The organism is Granulicatella sp. WM01, assembly GCF_004570605.1.
Classification (GTDB): Bacteria; Bacillota; Bacilli; order Lactobacillales; family Aerococcaceae; genus WM01.
On the sequence record NZ_SPPB01000039.1, the window covers coordinates 1 to 19,359 of the forward strand.

The 19,359-nt window shown below is 31.3% G+C and carries 15 protein-coding genes and 1 pseudogene; 2 read left to right on the forward strand and 14 right to left on the reverse strand.

The genetic code is table 11. The features are described 5' to 3' along the window. A pseudogene (locus E4T68_RS09570) lies at positions 1-184 on the forward strand (IS30 family transposase); the annotation flags it as partial. Between the two features lie 388 nt (positions 185-572). On the opposite strand, the gene E4T68_RS06020 reads toward E4T68_RS09570, so the two are convergent. From E4T68_RS06020 to E4T68_RS06085, 14 genes are all read right to left on the reverse strand, one after another. After that, positions 573-2,243 carry an ABC transporter ATP-binding protein gene (locus E4T68_RS06020; RefSeq protein ID WP_167753840.1) on the reverse strand — a complete coding sequence of 557 codons (1,671 nt, stop codon included), beginning with the start codon at positions 2,241-2,243 and terminating at the stop codon, positions 573-575. An 82-nt stretch (positions 2,244-2,325) separates the two neighbouring features. Further along, positions 2,326-4,122, reverse strand: a complete 1,797-nt coding sequence (locus E4T68_RS06025; protein ID WP_135125097.1) for an ABC transporter ATP-binding protein — start codon at positions 4,120-4,122, stop codon at positions 2,326-2,328. 26 nt (positions 4,123-4,148) lie between these two features. Next, positions 4,149-4,532 (reverse strand): hypothetical protein, encoded by a 384-nt coding sequence (locus E4T68_RS06030; RefSeq protein ID WP_135125099.1) that lies wholly within the window; start codon positions 4,530-4,532, stop codon positions 4,149-4,151. A gap of 283 nt (positions 4,533-4,815) precedes the next feature. After that, on the reverse strand, positions 4,816-5,751 hold the full coding sequence (locus E4T68_RS06035; RefSeq protein ID WP_135125101.1) for a DMT family transporter: 936 nt from the start codon (positions 5,749-5,751) through the stop codon (positions 4,816-4,818). A 217-nt stretch (positions 5,752-5,968) separates the two neighbouring features. After that, a complete protein-coding gene (gene pknB / locus E4T68_RS06040) occupies positions 5,969-7,903 on the reverse strand; it encodes a Stk1 family PASTA domain-containing Ser/Thr kinase (protein WP_135125103.1) in 1,935 nt (644 codons plus the stop codon). 1 nt (position 7,904) lies between these two features. Further along, entirely contained in the window at positions 7,905-8,648 is a 744-nt protein-coding gene (locus E4T68_RS06045; protein ID WP_135125105.1) for a Stp1/IreP family PP2C-type Ser/Thr phosphatase, read from the reverse strand. Between the two features lie 16 nt (positions 8,649-8,664). After that, the gene (gene rsmB / locus E4T68_RS06050) at positions 8,665-10,026 is read right to left on the reverse strand and encodes a 16S rRNA (cytosine(967)-C(5))-methyltransferase RsmB (protein WP_167753841.1); all 1,362 of its coding nucleotides are present in this window, start codon (positions 10,024-10,026) and stop codon (positions 8,665-8,667) included. Then, the gene (gene fmt / locus E4T68_RS06055) at positions 10,016-10,966 is read right to left on the reverse strand and encodes a methionyl-tRNA formyltransferase (RefSeq protein WP_135125111.1); all 951 of its coding nucleotides are present in this window, start codon (positions 10,964-10,966) and stop codon (positions 10,016-10,018) included. Before fmt ends, rsmB begins: the two co-directional genes overlap by 11 nt. A gap of 9 nt (positions 10,967-10,975) precedes the next feature. After that, positions 10,976-11,488, reverse strand: coding sequence for an NUDIX domain-containing protein (locus E4T68_RS06060; RefSeq protein ID WP_167753842.1), 513 nt, complete (start codon positions 11,486-11,488; stop codon positions 10,976-10,978). Positions 11,489-11,957: 469 nt separating this feature from the next. Then, positions 11,958-13,265 carry an asparagine--tRNA ligase gene (asnS, locus tag E4T68_RS06065; protein WP_135125117.1) on the reverse strand — a complete coding sequence of 436 codons (1,308 nt, stop codon included), beginning with the start codon at positions 13,263-13,265 and terminating at the stop codon, positions 11,958-11,960. Positions 13,266-13,348: 83 nt separating this feature from the next. After that, positions 13,349-14,551: a pyridoxal phosphate-dependent aminotransferase gene (locus tag E4T68_RS06070; RefSeq protein ID WP_135125127.1), complete on the reverse strand. Its 1,203-nt coding sequence runs from the start codon at positions 14,549-14,551 to the stop codon at positions 13,349-13,351. Between the two features lie 7 nt (positions 14,552-14,558). Then, on the reverse strand, positions 14,559-15,029 hold the full coding sequence (locus E4T68_RS06075) for a DUF5590 domain-containing protein (RefSeq protein ID WP_135125119.1): 471 nt from the start codon (positions 15,027-15,029) through the stop codon (positions 14,559-14,561). A gap of 39 nt (positions 15,030-15,068) precedes the next feature. Beyond that, a complete protein-coding gene (locus E4T68_RS06080; RefSeq protein WP_135125121.1) occupies positions 15,069-17,426 on the reverse strand; it encodes a PolC-type DNA polymerase III in 2,358 nt (785 codons plus the stop codon). Between the two features lie 123 nt (positions 17,427-17,549). Then, positions 17,550-18,578 (reverse strand): FUSC family protein, encoded by a 1,029-nt coding sequence (locus E4T68_RS06085; RefSeq protein WP_135125123.1) that lies wholly within the window; start codon positions 18,576-18,578, stop codon positions 17,550-17,552. 263 nt (positions 18,579-18,841) lie between these two features. On the opposite strand from E4T68_RS06085, the gene E4T68_RS06090 reads away from it, so the two are divergent. Beyond that, positions 18,842-19,359: transposase family protein (locus E4T68_RS06090; protein ID WP_135125125.1), on the forward strand; the 518-nt coding region annotated here is incomplete at its 3' end.

Sequence of the window (19,359 nt, forward strand, 5' to 3'; positions counted from 1 at the left end):
ACGAGGGACTAATGAAAATCACAATGGTTTAATTCGAGAATTTTTACCAAAGGGAAAATCATTTAATTTAGTACCTATTCAAATGATAACAACTATACAAAATGCGTTAAATAATAGACCTAGACGTATACTAGACTATGATACACCTCATACTATGTTTAATCGTTTGTGTGCAACGACATAAACTATAACAGAATAGGTGTAACCGTAAAGGCTCGCTACGCTAATACCTTGACCGTTACACCTATTCCATTACAAAACAACTATGTCGCACACAGACATAGACTGTGACTTTAGTATTTTTCATGTACTGTTGCACTTGGCTTTACAATTCGAGAACTTTTTTGTTCACCAACACAATTTATTGTACACCCAACTTTTCTCAATACAAAAAGGAAAATGTGTACTTTTATGACACATTTTCCTGTCTATAAATATCTCTCATCATTCTTTTTCTAACATTAACTATAGAAACTATTGCTTTCAATTATTTCACTTTTAATAAAATACGAAATCACAAAACTTGTGTCTAAGAATAAAGTGCTACTTTTATCTTCAATTTCTTATTTTACTTAAACATACCAATGCTCTTGCGATTTCCACATGTGACAGTATACTCCATTTAACGCCATTAATTGTTGATGCGTACCTTTTTCAACAATTTTACCTTTAGACATCACAATAATTTCATCTGCATATTTTGCTGAAGCTAATCTATGCGTCACAATTAAAGCTGTTTTGTTTTTAGTCATGTTTTTAAATTGATAAAACAATCTGACCTCTTCGATAGGATCGATAGCAGACGTTGGCTCATCTAAGACAATCAATTCATGTTCTCGATATAATGCACGTGCAATAGCGACACGTTGCCACTCTCCTTTTGATAAATCAATTCCACTAAATTCAGGAGATAACATACATTCTCCACTTATCTTTCGCTTAAACTGACTTTTTTCTAAGGCTTTTTTTATGTTTTGAACATTGATGTCAGCAGTTGTTTTGCTTATCCAAACATTATCTTGCAATGACATTTGATAATGTTGAAAATGTTGAAAAACAGCTGAACTGCTAGAGTATAGATGACTACCTAATACACAAGATGTATCTAAACCAAATAAATTTATCTGACCATGTTTTGGAGCATACAACCCTAATAACAGACGAACAAAAGTTGACTTTCCTGAACCATTTTCTCCCACAAGAGCATATGTTTTTCCCGTTTCTATATGAGCATGGATTCCTTTTAGTGTCATGTTCTTGTTATCTGGATATTTGAAAAAAACACCATTTGCTTCAATGCCTTTATCAACCAGTATATCTCCTTTTTGGTTAGATGCTTCTTCCATATCCATTAGGCGATAAAAATTTGCAACTTGAACATAAGTTTCTCCAAATTGATCTAACTTATTCATCACTAATTCATCCATTAGAGAAAACAGTTGCGATAAAGCAACAAATACACTAGCAAAAGCACCTATTGAAATCTCTTGATCTAATGTTGCTACAACAAGTAAGCCAACAGCAGCACTTAAGCCAATAAAAGCCACAATAGATAAAGTCAGTTGTAAAATGAATAATTTCTTTTCACATTTCCAATGTGTACGCACTATTGCTTCAATAGACTGCTTATACAATGTATGAAAAAAATGAAATCCACCTAATAACCTTGTTTCTTTAAAATATTGTCTATCTACAATTGTTTTCTTATAATAATGTGCTTGACGTCTACTAGAAACTGTCATTTCTTCTAAATGATTAGCATACTTTATTTGCAATACTCTTCCAATACAAGAAGGAATAAAAGCAAATAACACGATAAAGACTAAAGGCGGATATAAATTATATAAATACCAACCAGTCAAGACAATAAGAATGGAATAATATCCTAAAATGTGTAAACAATTTGATGCAAAATGACCTAAACTTTCATATTCTAAACATTCTTTTGCACGATTAATCCTATCCAAAAATTGTGAATGTTCAAAATGAATAGCTTCAATTTTACCTAATTTTTGTTGAAAATCCACCATAAATTTCCCCATATTAGAGTATGAATTTTTACTTAATAAATAACGCTTAATACCTGAAACAATCTCCTCACACACTTTAATAATACCAACAAACATAAGTGAATAAACAATATTTTGTATCATTGACTGATTATGATAACTGACAACCAAATCAAATACATGTTGTGTAAACTGAAGCCCAATTATCCACAGTACAGCTTGAAACAAAGACATACATTGCTCCACTATCGCCCATATCTTTGCTTTTTTAAAATATTCATATGTATTTCTGTAAATAATACCTATTAAAGAATATTCAGTCATGATACCACTCCTTTTGAGTTTTATACATTTGTGCATAATATCCATTTAAAGCCATAAGTGTATGATGATTTCCTCTCTCAACAACTTTTCCAGCATCTATAACAAATATATCATTCACTAATCTAGTAGCACCTAAACGATGCGTAATTAATAAACTCGTCTTTCCTTCCATTAAACGTCCAAAAGTATCATAAAGTTTACTTTCAGCAAGTGGATCAAGCGAGGCTGTCGGTTCATCTAATATGTTTATCGGTGCATTACTGTATATCGAACGTGCAATCGCTATTTTTTGCCATTGCCCTCCCGATAATTCATAACTATGATTTGATAACCGCCCTAAATGCGTTTCTATTCCATTAGGTAAATCAGTTAGCAAAACATTTAATTCAGATTGTTCTAAACTTCTTTCGATTTTTTCTATATCACATGCATGCCCAAGATTGCCTAAACATATATTATCTTTAAGACTCAAATGATACTTTGCAAAATCTTGATAAACAACAGAAAACATTGCTTTAATATTTGCTTGAGAATAATCTTTTAACTCTTTTCCATTAATGAGAATCTGTCCCTCATAAGAAAGATACAGTCCTGTCAACAATTTTGTAATCGTCGTTTTACCCGCACCATTTAAACCAACAAAAGCATAATGTTTCCCTGATATAATCTGAAAAGACATCCCTTTTAAAATATACTCATCAGCATTTGGATACTTAAACCAAACATCAATAAATTCTAAACTCTCAAATATAAAATCTTCTTGAACTTTAGGTATATCAATAGATCCCTCTACGTTTGGTAAAGACATCAGATAAGTCAGTTCATGCATATATTCTTGTGATTCGGAAATATGTTTTATAGCTTGTTGAATATGCCCACCTAAATGATCAACCATAGCAAATAATGCTATAGCTATACCAATAAATGTTCCAGAAGATATACGTTGATGAACAAGTGCATCTATTAAAGGTAACAATGTTAAAAAATTAACGATAATAAATAAAATCGTCGTTCCTTTCATACTTATATAAGATTTTAATAAAACATGTAACTGTATATCTCTTGCTTTAATAAAATTTTCCTCGTATTTTTTCGTCATTGAATCCGTATACGAAAACAACGTTCTTTCTTCAACTGCTTGTCGACTCATTAAAACATCATCAGAATAATAACTGTATCGCCTTTCATACTGATACGTGTTAACTTTAGCCTCATAGTGTTTCTTTCCCCAATACATTGACATAACATATAGCGGAATGCTCGTTACTATCAAAATAACAGCTGCCCACCAAGCATAATATAAAAGTATCCCTGCTACAGACATAATTGATAAAACACTTTGGGCAATTGTAGTGTATCCTTGTAACCCTTCTATAAATGTTTGTGTCATTTCACTATTTATCCGATCAATTAATTCCCAACTTTCTGCATGTTCAATATATTGATAAGGTAATTGTGCTTGTTTTTTTATCAATTCTGGTAAAAGAACTTCTTCCAACTTCAAAGATATTCTCGTTTCAACTAAACTTAAAATAGGATTAAGTAAACTAGATAAACCAATCACAAACAATAACACCATGAAAGGGATATAAATCGCATGTATAGCTTGCTGTCCATTAAAAATATCATGTACAATAGTGATAAATTGAGCAGTAATAAGTGCCAAAACACTAGTTGGTAATACAGACATCAATACAACAACACAACTGTATACTATCATTAAAATAGGCGAAATATAAAATGGTATTTTAATCACATGAAAACTATTATATTTTTTCTGACCTAGCATGCTTTTCCTCTCCTCACTAAATGATATTAGTGTTGGTATTTCCCCATAAATAGTTCTTCATAGGTTGTCTTTTTATTACTATAACCGCATCTTATTCCAAATTCAAACAATCTATCTGTTACAGAAATTAAAGGAATATTCATTAGCTGGAAATCTCCTGTTATAATTACTCTAACAACCTTAGTTTTTAAATCTTTCTTACTTAAGTCGACATAGTAAATTTTTGCACCTATATTTTCATTAAGAATACTTGCTATTTTGTTAATTGCATCAAAAGTAGAATCTATATGAATAGACGGATTACCTATACTAGTCTTTTTATCAGTTTTTCCAAATATATCTTTATTAACTAAATAATGTTGGTTATAAATATTAATTAAACTATTCGATAATACAGATAAATCAATCATATCTGACTCAACTTCTCCATTATTATAACATATCAACTATATAAATTATAATTATATAAATAAAAATCTAATTTTTTTATTGTACAATACGATAATTATTTAAAGCTATTTTATTTCAAAATTTATTTACTAACTAATGGATAAAATAAATCATTCAAAAAGGTTTTAAATCAAGATTTATAAGTCCTAATTTAAAACCTTTTAAATTCACTCCTAAGTGTCTAAGCTACATGATTACTATTAGTCATTTCCTAAGAAATTTTAATCTAACAGTGATTAATCATTAAACTCTTGCACTCAATTCTTCATTATCTTTTTTCTTTTCTAATATCAAATCAACTATAGATACAATAGCTGCAGCAGATACAATTGTTGCACTGCCAATAAAGTCCATAGCCACAAAACTTGTTCCTAAAAACAACATAGAAAATACGATAGCTGCTACTGGTTCCAAACATGCAATCAAGCTAGCTTTAATACTTCCAATAATATTAACTCCAATTAAGAACATATTATATGCAAATATTGTCCCTACAACAATCATACCAAATAATGCTAAAATTGTTTCAAAATCTAACTGTACGGGAATATTCCAAATTGAAAAAATAAGCGATAAAAATAATCCACCAACTAATAATCCGTAAACAATAGTTAAGCTACTTCCATATTTTTTTACCAATGGAATGGGTAATAATGTATTCGTTACTGTAGCAACGGCACTTAACATTCCCCAAATTAGAGCCTCTTGTGTTAGAACTAATTGATTAATATTTCCATGAGTCGCCAATAAGAAAGTACCTAGTAATGCTAAAGCCACTGCTATAACTTCTGTCTTAAAAGGTAGACGTGGTGCCATAGCACAAACAACAATAACCAATAAGACTGTCCCTGAATATTGTAAAACCGTTGCTGTTCCAGAGTTACTGTATTGAATCGCTTGTAAATATGTTAATTGATTAGCAGCCAATCCCAAAACACCGTACAACACTAACTGAATAATAGATGAACGATCACGTAATAGCTCTTTTTGTGTATCTGTAATGCCATTTTTTAATAAAATATACATCATTAAAATGACACCAGCGCCTAGCATTCTAACAGCTGTTACCCAGTTTGGATCCAAATGTTTCTCATGTAATAAATATTCACCCATTGTTCCGGAAAATCCCCAGCACAATGCCGCAATAACTGTAATGAAATAACCTTTAAAATTTTTCATAATAACCTCATCATTTTTTTAATATACTGACTTATTTTATCTTAAAATTGTTATTAAATCAATCTTTTTGGTTTGATTTTCAGAAAAATATTTTCATAAAGATTAATTTCAATCACTTATTTACACAGATCATATCCTTTTATTCTCTCATTTATGAAAATTGACTAAATATGCAAATAAACCGTGTTAATGCATAAAACACTAACACGATTTATAGTTATCTTCTATTATTTGGAATCGTTGTGGTTGTTGTAGTAGTCGTTGTGGTATTTGTTGTACTCGTTTCTTGTTTTCCTAACGAAATCGTAATCGTAATTGGTGTTGTACTTGTCACAATTTCATTTGCTTTAACTGATTGTTCAATAACTGTATTAATTGGCACTGTTTCAGAATACGCTGTGCGGAAAGTAGCTCGTAATCCTAACTTACGTAACTGAGTTTCAACAGCTTGTCTATTCCACTCTGAAAAATCTGGCATGTGCAATCCACTACTCACTACAAAAGAAATTTCTGTTGTCGTTGTTGGATCAACTTGAGTATTAGCTGGAATACTTTGAGAAATAATATAACCTGGTTCAACATTTACATTTTCTTCTACTTTTTGACTAACTTTAAACCCTAGACCTTCTAATTCAGTTTTTATACTTTCATAATTTTGCTTTGTATAATCTTTCAATGTAATAGGCCCTGTACTTACTGTTAACGTCACAATCGTATCTTTAGGAATAACTTTTTGTCCAGCCTGAACACTTTGAGAAATAACATGACCATTTGGAACTGTTGCACTACTTGCTGATTTTCGTTCAACGATATACCCTTTATTAATCAATTCTTTATAGGCACTCGTGTAGTCTTTTCCTTTATAATTTTCCATAATTTCCCCAGAATATCCTGAACTTACTACGAGAATAACTTTACTATTTTTCTTCACATTGGCTTGAGCTTGAGGTACTGTTTTAATAACTTGACCAGAAGATACTGCTTGATTTTCTTCTTGCTGAATAGTTTCAACAATTAATCCAATGTCATTAAGTGCTTTAGTTGCCTCTAATTGTGTTTTTCCTGAAACATCTGGAATAAGTATAGATGCATTTTCTCCTATAATTTGATGTATTACTAATAAAGTAAATAATAGAGTAAACAAGGTACCAAAAACAACCATTGGCCATTTCCATTTATTAGATTTAGGTTTAGGTTTATTTAATGTTTCTTTTGTATGATTAACAGAGGTAGCAGGTTCTCTTGTAAAAACAGGCGTTTTAAAATTAGGCGATACCGGTTTAACATTAGTGTCTGGTTCAACATACTTTGGCTCATTTTGTCGTTCTAAGCGTAAGCATGTCTTTAAATCTTGTAACATCTCTTGACAAGAATCATATCTATTTTTGGGATTTTTAGCTGTAGCACGTAATATTACATTTTCCAAACTTTGTGGCACAGTTTGTTTAGCAGAAGCAACTACACTTGGCATAGGACTTTGGAAATGTTTCATGGCTATAGATACAGCAGTATCTCCTTTGAAAGGCACCTCTCCCATAATAAGTTCATATAAAATAATACCTAAAGCATAAATATCAGATTGCTTAGTAGCTCTTTGTCCTCTTGTTTGTTCCGGAGATAAGTAATGAATAGAACCTATTAAAGTATTCGTTTGCGTCATAGATATTTCCGAAAAACCTGTGGCAATTCCAAAATCTGTAATTTTAATGATTTTATCTCGGCGAATTAAAATATTTTGCGTTTTTAAGTCACGATGAATTATATTTTGAGCATGTGCTTGAGAAACAGCTTCAATAATTTGTAACATAATTTGAATGGCTTCTGTAACAGTTAACGGTTTATATTGTTGAATATATTTTTTCAAATCTGTTCCTTCAACGTATTCCATAACTAAATATTGATTCTGCGCATCTTCATCAACATCATACAAACTAACAATATTAGGATGTGCCAATAAGCTAATAGCTTGAGCTTCATGTTGAAAACGTTTCAAACTCTTTTCATCATGTAAAAAGTCATAACGCAACATTTTTATGGCAACAGGTCTATCTAAAATTAAATCTTTTCCTAAATATACAGTGGCGGTTCCACCACTTCCTATGTATTTTACAATTTTATAGCGTTGATTTAAAACTTTACCAAGTTCTACCATTTTACATCTCTCCTTTCTCTTTATAATGTATTAAAATAATACTGATATTATCTCTACCACCTGCTAAATTGGCTTGTTCTATCCATTTTTTTACACGTTCTTCAATGGGTTTCCACTCTTTAAAACTTGATGAAATATCATCATCAGATAACATATCTGTTAATCCGTCAGAACATAATAAAATATAATCTTGAGATTGTAAAGATACTTGAGTAATATCAATAATAAGAGAATCTTTACTTCCAACAGCACGTGTAATCACATGCTTCATAGGATGATTAAGTGCTTCTTCTTCTGATAATCCACCTAAATCCAGTAAATCTCTAACTAAAGTATGATCCTTAGTAATTTGCTTCAGCTCTGGTGTGCGATAAATATATAAACGACTATCTCCAACATGCGATACAATAAGTTGATTGTCAAATGTACTAGCACATACTAATGTGGTTGACATACCTTTTAAATCAAGAAATTGTTTAGAGCGTTCATATACAAGTTTGTTTACTTCCTCTATTGTTGTTAACATCCATTGTCTAATATCATTTGCTGAAAAAAATGAGGTTTTTTGCCATTTCTGTTTCAAATAATTTACAACCATTTTACTAGCTACTTCACCAGCTTTATTTCCTCCTACACCATCACATAAGACATATAATGCTCTATTTTCCTTATTTTTTTCTACACCTAAATAATCTTCATTATTTAAACGTTTCATACCCACATGTGAATCATGTGCTACTTTCATTTGTCATCCCTCCTTATTATTCATTTCTTTTTCGTAATGCACAAATATAAAATCCATCGGTATGGTAAACGTGCGGTAACAATGAAATAGCTCCATTTACGTAACACTCTTTTGGCAATCCTAACCATTCAAGTGATTCAATATAAAATTCAGGGTGTTTTTCTAAAAATCTATGTACAGTTCCTGCATTTTCATCCGAAGCAATTGTACATGTACTATACATAAGCAATCCATTTGGTTTTACACAAGGTGCAACGCTCTGCAATATATCTGATTGAATAGTCGTAAGAGCGGTTATTGTATTTTCTAATTTTGCATACTTAATATCTGGTTTTCTACGCATTAATCCTAACCCCGAGCATGGAGCATCAACAAACGCTACATCAAAATAATTTTGTTTAAAGTGTTCGTTTACTTGGCGTGCATCTAATAATACGGGTTCAACTCTATCATGTACATGCAAACGTTTAGCATTTTCTACAATACGTTGTAATTTATGCTCATAGACATCTAATGCATAAACTTTACCACCTTGTTGTGCATCTAAATAATGTGCAATATGTGTTGTTTTCCCTCCTGGTCCAGCACATGCATCTAATACGCAAAAATGCTTCTGCAATCTTGCACTTGGAGCAACAAGCATAGAACTTTCATCTTGAATAGTGATATTTCCTTGTTTAAAGAGTTCTGTACGTGCTACATTACCACTACTTACCTTAATGCCAAGAGGCGATAATTCACTTTTTTGACAAGAAAATGTTTCAGATAAAGTTTGCATATCTTCATTTCTTTGATAGCTTCGTACAGACATACTTGGCTTTTCTAATAATGATAATCCTAATGTTTTTACATCTTCTAAAGTCATTTGTGACATCAGTAGACGAATAAGCCATTCTGGCATACTTACAAGAGTAGATACACTTTCTATTGTTACAGGTTGATTATGCAATATGTCTAAATTTTTTTTAGCATGACGCTGCACATTTCTTAGTACACCATTGACAAAATTGACAAGTGATTGTCCAGCTTTTAAGCGTGTCAATTCTGATGCTTCGTTTAAAACAGCATACGCTGGAATACGATCTAAATACAATAGCTGAAAGGCTGATAGACGCAAAATTGTGCGTACCCACAAAGGTACATCTTTTTTGACAAAAGGATTAATCACATAATCTAAAGTTAAACGTCTTTGTGTAACACCATAGACTAATTCTGTTAATAAATTTGCATCTTTTGTATTTAATTGATTCTTTTCTAATGTTTTAGACAATAAAACATTGCTGTATGCTGATTGTTGCTCAATATCCACTAAGAGCTTCATTGCCAAATAACGTGGCGTTTGTTTACGTTGTGACTTTGAGAGTTTTTTAGTTTCCAAATTGAACTCCTTCTTGCAATTGTTTTCCTGCACCATTTAAGTATTGCTGAATAGACATTTTTGCTTTTCCTGCTGGTTGAACTTCACGCAAGGATAACACAGTTCCATGACCACATGCAACATATAATTCATGATTGCACGATAAAACCGTGCCGACTGTCTTATCGTGATCTTTAATATCTAAAACAGGAACAGCCTCCCAAATTTTAAATCGTTCTCCGTTTAGATATGTATATGCTCCTGGCCAAGCATTCATTGCCCTAATTTTCCAATTTAATTGTTGAGCAGTTTGGTGCCAATCCATTAACTCTTCTTCACGTTTTAATGCTGGAGAAAAAGTGACCAACCTCTCATCTTGAGGAATAGCTTCAATTTGACGAGCAAATAATTTAGGCAATGTTTCTATTAATAATAAACTTCCTAATTGACTTAATTTATCAAATAAAGTAGACACCGTATCTGTTTCCAAAATTGGAATAGCTTTTTGAGCTAAAATATCGCCTGCATCCATTTTTTTCTCCATATACATGATACTTACTCCTGTTTGCTCATCACCATTCATCAAAGCGTATTGAATAGGTGCACCTCCACGATATTTTGGAAGCAATGAAGCATGAACATTAATTGAACGATGTGTTGGATGATTGAGCAAACAACTTGGCAAAAATTGCCCATAAGCAGCAGTAACAATTAAATCAATATTCAAGGTTAATAACTGTTCTAATTCTGGAGAGGCTGATAACTTTTCTGGCTGAAAAACTGGTATATGATGTTTTAATGCCTCTACTTTAACTGGTGAAGGTGTCAAAATCTTTTTACGACCTACCGGTCTATCTGGTTGAGTAACCACACCAATGACATGATACTCACTATTGATTAACGATTGTAAAACAGGAACAGCAAAATCTGGTGTACCCATAAATAAAATGTTTTTTGTCATATATTCTCCTTATAAATGTATTGAGTCAATATCAAAAAAATTCCATAAATATGGTATAAATACGTATGGAATAAATTCTCCTTTATTAACCATGGCTAAACAGTCGTCTTGGCTAACCCATTTGACATCTTGTACTTCTTGACATTGTACTACTAATGTATCTATTGCTACATTCTTTTTTAACAAATAATAATCAATAAAGTAATTTTGTTTTGTATAGGACATCAATGGAGCATCTTTAGAAAAATCATGAATGATTCCCAATTCTTCAGCTAATTCTCGACTAGCACCTTGCTGACTTGTTTCACCTGCTATCACAGAACCAGAGGCTGAAAAAGCCCACATGTTTGGATATGAGTCTTTATTTTGATGCCTTTGATGAATAAGTAACTCATTCTTATCGTTAACGACTAACACATGTACAACGTATCTGTAATCGTCTTTATCCATAGCTGTTCCTCTTAGAAGTGTTTTCCCTGTTTTTTGTTTATTTCTTGTGTATAAATCAAAATACTCTGCCATGCCACAAATACCTCTTCCCATTATTTTTATTATTATAACAAACTTTAATGATAATAGGCAAAAATTGTATACAGTAGAACCAATCCCTAATTGAACAATCAATGACATTTAAAAATTGGTCAAACGAGGTATACACATAATCTTTAAACCCACTTTATAATAAAATTAACATAAAACGATTGCTTTCACCATAAATTTTGCATCTTTTTATTGTGGATTTTCTTTGAATTGTCTTGTTAATTATATAAAAGCAATCATGTTGACAACTCTCTTAAGTTCTCCAACATGATTGCTTTTATTATTTAGACAGTCTACTATTAATGATGAAAAGTCAGTTATTTCATAGTACTTAGTATCTCTTTTTTATAAACTGTTTTACCTATACAAAATATCTTTAATTCGTATTTATCATTCAATTAACTAAATAGCTGTACTGCATTTTTAAAATAGTATCATAAAAAATTTATTATTAAGGTTTCAATCTCGTTAACATTCTTGGGAATGGACTAGCTTCTCTAATATGTTCAATACCTGAAATAAAAGCAACGGCTCTTTCTAAACCTAAACCAAAACCTGAATGTGGCACAGAACCGTATTTACTTAAATCCAAATACCATCCATAATCTTCCATGCTTAATCCAAATTCTTCTACTTTTTGTTTCAAAGCAGTATAATCAACATTCCGTTCACTACCACCAATAATTTCACCATAACCTTCTGGAGCAATTAAATCTGCGCACACAACAACATCATCTCGTGTTTCATGTGGTTTCATATAAAAAGCTTTGATAGCTTTAGGATAATTCATAATAAATGTTGGGACACCATAATAATTAGACACAAACGTTTCATGTGGAGATCCAAAATCATCTCCCCACTCAATGTGCTCATAATCATTTTCAGATTCTTTTTCTTGTAATAAAGCAATAGCATCATCATAAGTCACACGTTTAAATGGTTCATCTACATATTTTTGTAATAAAGTTGTATCTCTTTCTAATACATTTAATGCATAACTTTGATTATCTAAAACAGCTTTTATAATGTATTTAACATAAGATTCTTGAATATCTAATGACTCATCATGTTGTACAAATGCCATCTCTGGTTCTATCATCCAAAATTCTGTTAAATGGCGACGTGTTTTAGATTTTTCTGCACGGAAAGTAGGTCCAAAAGTAAAAACTTTTCCAAATGCCATTGCTCCTGCTTCAGCATATAATTGTCCTGTTTGGCTTAAAAATGCAGGTTGTCCGAAATAATCTGTTTCAAATAATTCTGTTGTTCCTTCTGGTGATGATCCTGTTAAAATTGGAGAGTCAATTTTAATAAATCCTTCTTTATTGAAAAACTCATACGTTGCACGAATAATTTCATTACGAATAAGCATAATAGCGTGCTGTCTACTTGAACGTAACCAAAGATGCCGATGATCCATTAAAAAGTCTGTTCCATGCTCTTTTGGTGTAATCGGATAACCTTGACTTTCTCCTAAAACAGTTAAATCTGTAATTAATAATTCATAACCCAATTTTGAACGTGTATCCTCTTGTACAGTACCAGTAACAAGCACAGAAGTTTCTTGAGAAAGATTTTTTGCTGTTTCAAAAACGTCTGCACTCACATCTGCCTTTACAACAATTCCTTGAAAATAAACTTTTCCATCTCTTAATTGTAAAAAGGCAATTTTTCCACTGCTTCTTTTATTTGTTACCCATGCTCCAATTTGCACTGTTTTCCCAACATAATCTTTAGCATGATTCATTGTTATTCTCATAGTATTCTCCTAATTATCTCTATAAAATCATTCATTTTTTCATTAAAATTTAACAAAAATTATAACACTTACCTTTGTCATTTTCAACTCTCTCTTTGAGAGATTTTTTCTTCAACAAAAGCTCGAATACGACTAGCTGCCTCAAGTAATCGCTCAATATCTCCAGCATAACTCATTCTAATACACTCATCATCTCCAAAAGCATCTCCAGAAACTACTGCAACATGAGCTTCCTCTAGTAAATCTTCCACAAATTTATTTACAGACGTATATCCTGTCAGCTCGAGTGTATTCTTAATATTTGGAAATAAATAAAATGCACCTTTTGGTTTAGCTAATTCAAAGCCTGGGATAGTCTTAATCTTGTCATAAAAAATATTTAAACGCTGTTCAAATGCTCGTCGCATCTCCTCCACAACCTGCTGTGTACCAGAAAGTGCTTCTAGGGCAGCATATTGGCTAACTGCCGTTAAATTGCTCGTTTCATGACTAATAATTTGGCTCATGCCGTAAATAATGTCTTCTCGTTTAGACAAAGCATACCCTACTCGCCAACCTGTCATTGCAAACGATTTGGCTAAACCATTAATAATTACTGTATTTTGTTGAATGCGTTCAGATAAACTTGCAATACAAATTGATTGTGTGTTTCCATAAACTAAACGGTAATAAATTTCATCTGCAATAATAAGCACATTATGCTTAACTGCCCACTCTCCAATTTCTTGTAATTCCTCTTTTGAATAGACACTTCCTGTTGGATTTGTTGGCGAATTTAATATTAATGCTTTTGTATTTGACGTATACGCCTCATCTAATTGTTTAACACTCACTTTATAGTCAGTATCAATAGTTGTTTTCACAAAAAGACATTGACCACCTGCTAATCGAACTTGCTCACTGTAACTAACCCAATATGGTGTGGGGATTAATACGTCATCGCCTTTTTCAATAATTGTTTGAAATAAAACGTATAAAATGTGTTTAGCACCCGTCCCAACAACAACATCTTTTACAGAATAGCTGACATCATCAAATGTTTGATGAAAATCAATAATTGCTTGTTTTAATGGCATTATGCCTGTAGCATTTGTATAATGATCGGATAAGCCTGCTTCAATAGCTTGAATAGCTGCTTGCTTGACATGCTTTGGTGTTGGAAAATCTGGTTCTCCTAATGTTAATGAAATAACATCAATACCTTGTTCAATTAACTGTCTTGCTTTTTGAGCCATTGCTAATGTAGCAGATTCTTCAATTTGTTTTGTACGTTGTGATAACATGATTTTCTCCTTATGTTGATTTGATATGTCGAATAATTTTTCCGTCATAGGCTGAAATTGTCATATAACATAACTGATATTTATTAATAACGTAGGCTATTTCCCACACCGGTTGTTGCTTATACCATCCTAGTACGGTATGTAATATTTTACTATCATTATCAATGGATTGAACAACTTGAACAGCCTGCTCTTCAGTAATAAATTCTCGTTTATAATACAAATGTGCAGTATTATTTTCTTCAGTAATGACATAAATATGCTCTCCTGAACTATTTTTACCTAAAACACTCAATACTTTTTGATCTGCTTGGTACAAATAGAATCTTTCAACATGTTTTAAAATACCTTCTGAAATAACCAAATGACTTATTGCATGTTTTTGTTTCTCATAAGGCGAAATTGCACGATTAAAAATCACTAATACACTAATACCAATGATTATGCTACTGGCTAATATGCTCCATAGAATTTTTTTCATCATAGCCTCTTTTTACTTTAGTATACGCTTATCATACCATTAATTAAACATAGTTTCTATATTTAACTCCTTAAATAAGCAGATATTTGCCAAATTTTCTTGAATTTTATGTGCGTAAACACTTTCCAAAACACGATTATCCAATATCTCAACGTGCAAATGGTTATGTATACATGTTTGTAAACATTCCGATAACATAAACATCATTTTAGGAAATGCAATATTATCAAAATAGGTTTCATCATCACTCAATAGATAATTTTTTCCAACAATTGCCTCTAAGGAGTCAGGAGAATCAAATGGTAACTTTGTAATAACGACCCGTTTAACAGCCGATAACTCCAACTGCTTGGATTGCCATTCTTTCCATGTGACAAGTACAATGTGTTGTTTTGCATTTTGTTGGATATGATTGGTCACATGCTCATTTATTTCCATTAATTTTCTCAACATGCGTCTAGATGGAACAATGACTACACATATCTCTTGAATAGTTTTTATATAAGCATTTAATTTTTTGATGAATAAATTTTCCTTACTTGCTACTATTGGATGGAGGTTAACTCTAAATTGCTCTACATTGGAGCTATGCATTTTAATGAGTTCAAGTAAAGGATCGTGAAGAAATTTTTGTAAATATGGCAATATATTTTCCTGCTCTTCACTAATATGTCCAACATATAAAATATGTAATACATTACTGTAAATAAACGCCTGCATCCATTGAGCATCAATAATTTTCTGTGCAAATATACGATACGTTGCAAACTTTTTATTCTGCTTTTCTAATACTAAAAACTGCTCTTGTTCTTTTTTTACAATCAATTCTTGGATATGTTTTTCTTGCTGGCACAATTCCTCATACAATTCATAAGATAAACCACATCCTTCTTCAATGCATTCCTTGAACTGTTCAATGGCATGCTTAAAACGTACAAACCAAAATGAATTAATCTGACAAGTCTCATCTATAAAATACGAATAAGTTCCTTCTTTTTCCTCATCACCAAATAAATGACTGTATTTTCGCATAAAACCATGTAAAAACCACTTATATTCATCAATAATATGATCAACTTTTGTAATATGTTCAATCAACGGCATAGATGTTTCTTCACTAACCAATTGCTGCAAGCGTTGTTTATGATTTAATAATGCATAAACATGTTTGTAATGATATAATGAATATGTTTGTGCATACTCTAATTGTTTAGTCCACGCATAAATATCAAAAATGCACAATTGCAAATGTTCCATATCTAATGTGTTTTTTAATAAATCAATATGACGAATAAATTCTTGCTGATACATGACAACTACATGATGTTTTTTCATGTGCTTAATATGTTGTAAATATGTAGACTGTTCATCCTCACTCCCATTTATACTTAGACGATACATTATTTTATCGGGTAAATCTAGCTCACTTAGCAACCCTGTTTGGCTAATACCTAACCACACTAAAACCGAACAAAGTTGTCTACTTTCTTGAATAGTGAACGTTTTTAATTGATTAAGACACTTAATAAATTGTGGTATATTAATATAGCATAATTCTTTTTCTAAGCAATATGCATAGGGAATGTTTTGTTGTATGTCTACCATTTTTCGCTCATTCGGTACTAAACATAATATTGGTCTATGTAACGATAATAATTCAGAAAAAAGTTGTTCAATAGGCATATCTTGAACTAAGGGATGTTTTTTTTGTTGAATAGACACATAAATCTCTGAATATGTAACATCACTCTGAAGTTTAATGTTGTTAATTGGACGATTTGGTACAGTATACGTTATTGTGTGAATATGTGTACCTTGTTTAAAAAGTGTAGCATGGACATCTGACTTTTCGTGTAATATATAATGAATTGTCTGAGAAACACTATCATCAAGATTATCAATACACTCTAAAATTAATAAAAATAATTCTGCAGTTGCTAATGAATCACTTCCAGCGTTATGATGTGTGTGGATTAAAATATGCTTACTTTCCGATAGACTTTTTAAACTATAACTTAATTCAGTAGGGAATACTATTTTTGATAATTCAATAGTATCTAAAGTTTGTAAATTAAAATCAGTATATCCCGCAAGATCAAATTCTTTTTTTAATAAAGAATAATCAAACTGAACATTATGAGCAACAAATATACACCCTTCTAGTAATGTATAAATATACTCAGCAATTTCTTCAAATAACGGTGCTTGTGCAACTTGTTCATCAGTAATTCCTGTTAATTCTGTAATTTTTGGATTAATTGGAATATCTGGATTAATATCAAAACATAGCGTTTCTTGTATTTGTCTATCTTCAATAAACGTAATGCCAATTTGAATAATTCGCCTATCATAACCATTAAGAGCATTAGTTGCTTCTAAATCTACAATAGCATACATCTTGCTTCCTCCATCTTTATTCTTTACACTTTAGTGTTTCACATTATTATTCGACTAGATTTTATTATGTTTTACCATATTTAAGGAAAATTGTCTATATTTAGTCATTATTATATAAACTCATCATATATATGGGTGTGTTTTCTTTAGCACATTTATATAGTGTGATAAGCCAACACTCATTATCCATGCTGTTGCCAATCCAATTAAACTTCCGATAAAAATATTCAAAAAACGATACTCAATAAGTGGAAATAGCGCACTTCCTTTCAATAACATAGACAATAGTAACGCTACTGGGTTAATGAAAATATTTGCCACTGTATAATTACATATTACAAAATATTGTGCCAATCCATATAATAGCGTAATAAGCATAATCATTTGAAAAATGCTTAAAGTCAGAAAAGATAAAATAGTCGATACACCTAATCCAATTATTGTTCCCAACAAATATTGAATATGTCGCTCTTTTGCAGCTTCTAAATGTTCTGCAACCAATACCGACGCACAGGCTAATGTTACCCAGTAAGGATTTTGAAAAGGTAAAGCATGACTAATATATACCGATAAAAATAATGCTCCACCATAAAAAATAGCATCAACAATCACTAATGGATCACGATAAAACCGTTGTAAAAATGGTAAAGATTGCACACTTTGTTCAGGACGCTTATCTAGACACTTTGTCACACAAGCAATTAAAATAGCTAAAAATACACCAAATAATACATAAGCCATACTGATAGGCAGTTGTGCTAATGGAATTTGAATAGTGGCCCCCATGGCTGAAAGCATTGCAAAAAACAACGCTCCTGGTTTATGAATAGCATATAATCTCAATACAAATCGACTAATACAGGCAATCCCTCCAACTAATAGTGGTGAACTCCAACTAACATAATGCGAACATATCCCTAGCATAAATGATAAACTAAGTGAAATTCCAATTAGACTTAAACGTTTCATTAATACTCTAATTGACATATTTTGATAATAAAAATATGTAAATAACCCTAAAGAAGCAAAACTAGATAACTTAAAGTTATGCCATATAAATCCCAACATTAAAATAAAAAAAAGCATGAGCGAAATATTAATCACACGAAAAGGGTTATCTTTAACCACTTGTAATTGAAAATACTTTTTCATTGTTGCCCTCCCTTTTGACAAACTTTCTTTTATTTTACCATATTTTCAATGTATTTTTCAAAAAGCTTACAATTCAGTATGAAGATAGCCATATAATTCTCCCTTAAAAATAATAGACATATACTTTCCTATTAAATAATGGGTGTACAATAAATCGTGTTGGTGAACAAAAAAGTTCGCCAACACGATTATTTTTTTATAGAAAAAAGTGAAGCAAACCAGTAAACTATAAGTTGAGACAAAATAGTAAAGAGGTGCTTCACATGGATAAGAATACCAGAAAATTATTGAAATTGGAAGAAGAATTTGAATTTCCAGAAAATTGGCTAACTCAAGACGTACAACATCATATTAAATATCATATTATTCATGCCAGCTGGGAAAGAAAAATAGAAAAATGTCATCATTGTGGGCATAATCAGCTGATTCGTTATGGGAGTTATTTAAGAAAAATAAAATTATTACCTGTTTATGAAAATCCCACTAAATTACATTTAAAAATGAGACGTTATCAATGTACTTGTTGTCATAAAACGATGACCTGTGAAACACCTATTGTTAAAAAATATTGTCATATTGCTACAGCTGTCTATCAAAAAGCTTTGTCACTATTATCAAAATCTGTGACGAAAAAACATATTGCTAAAGAATTATCTGTGTCTGACGCTTCCGTTCACCGTGTAATGCAACAGGCAGTGATCAGTTGTAAACAAACTTATAGCTATTTACCTAAAGTACTGTGTATTGATGAGTTTAAAGCTTTAAAAACAAGTTATTCAAA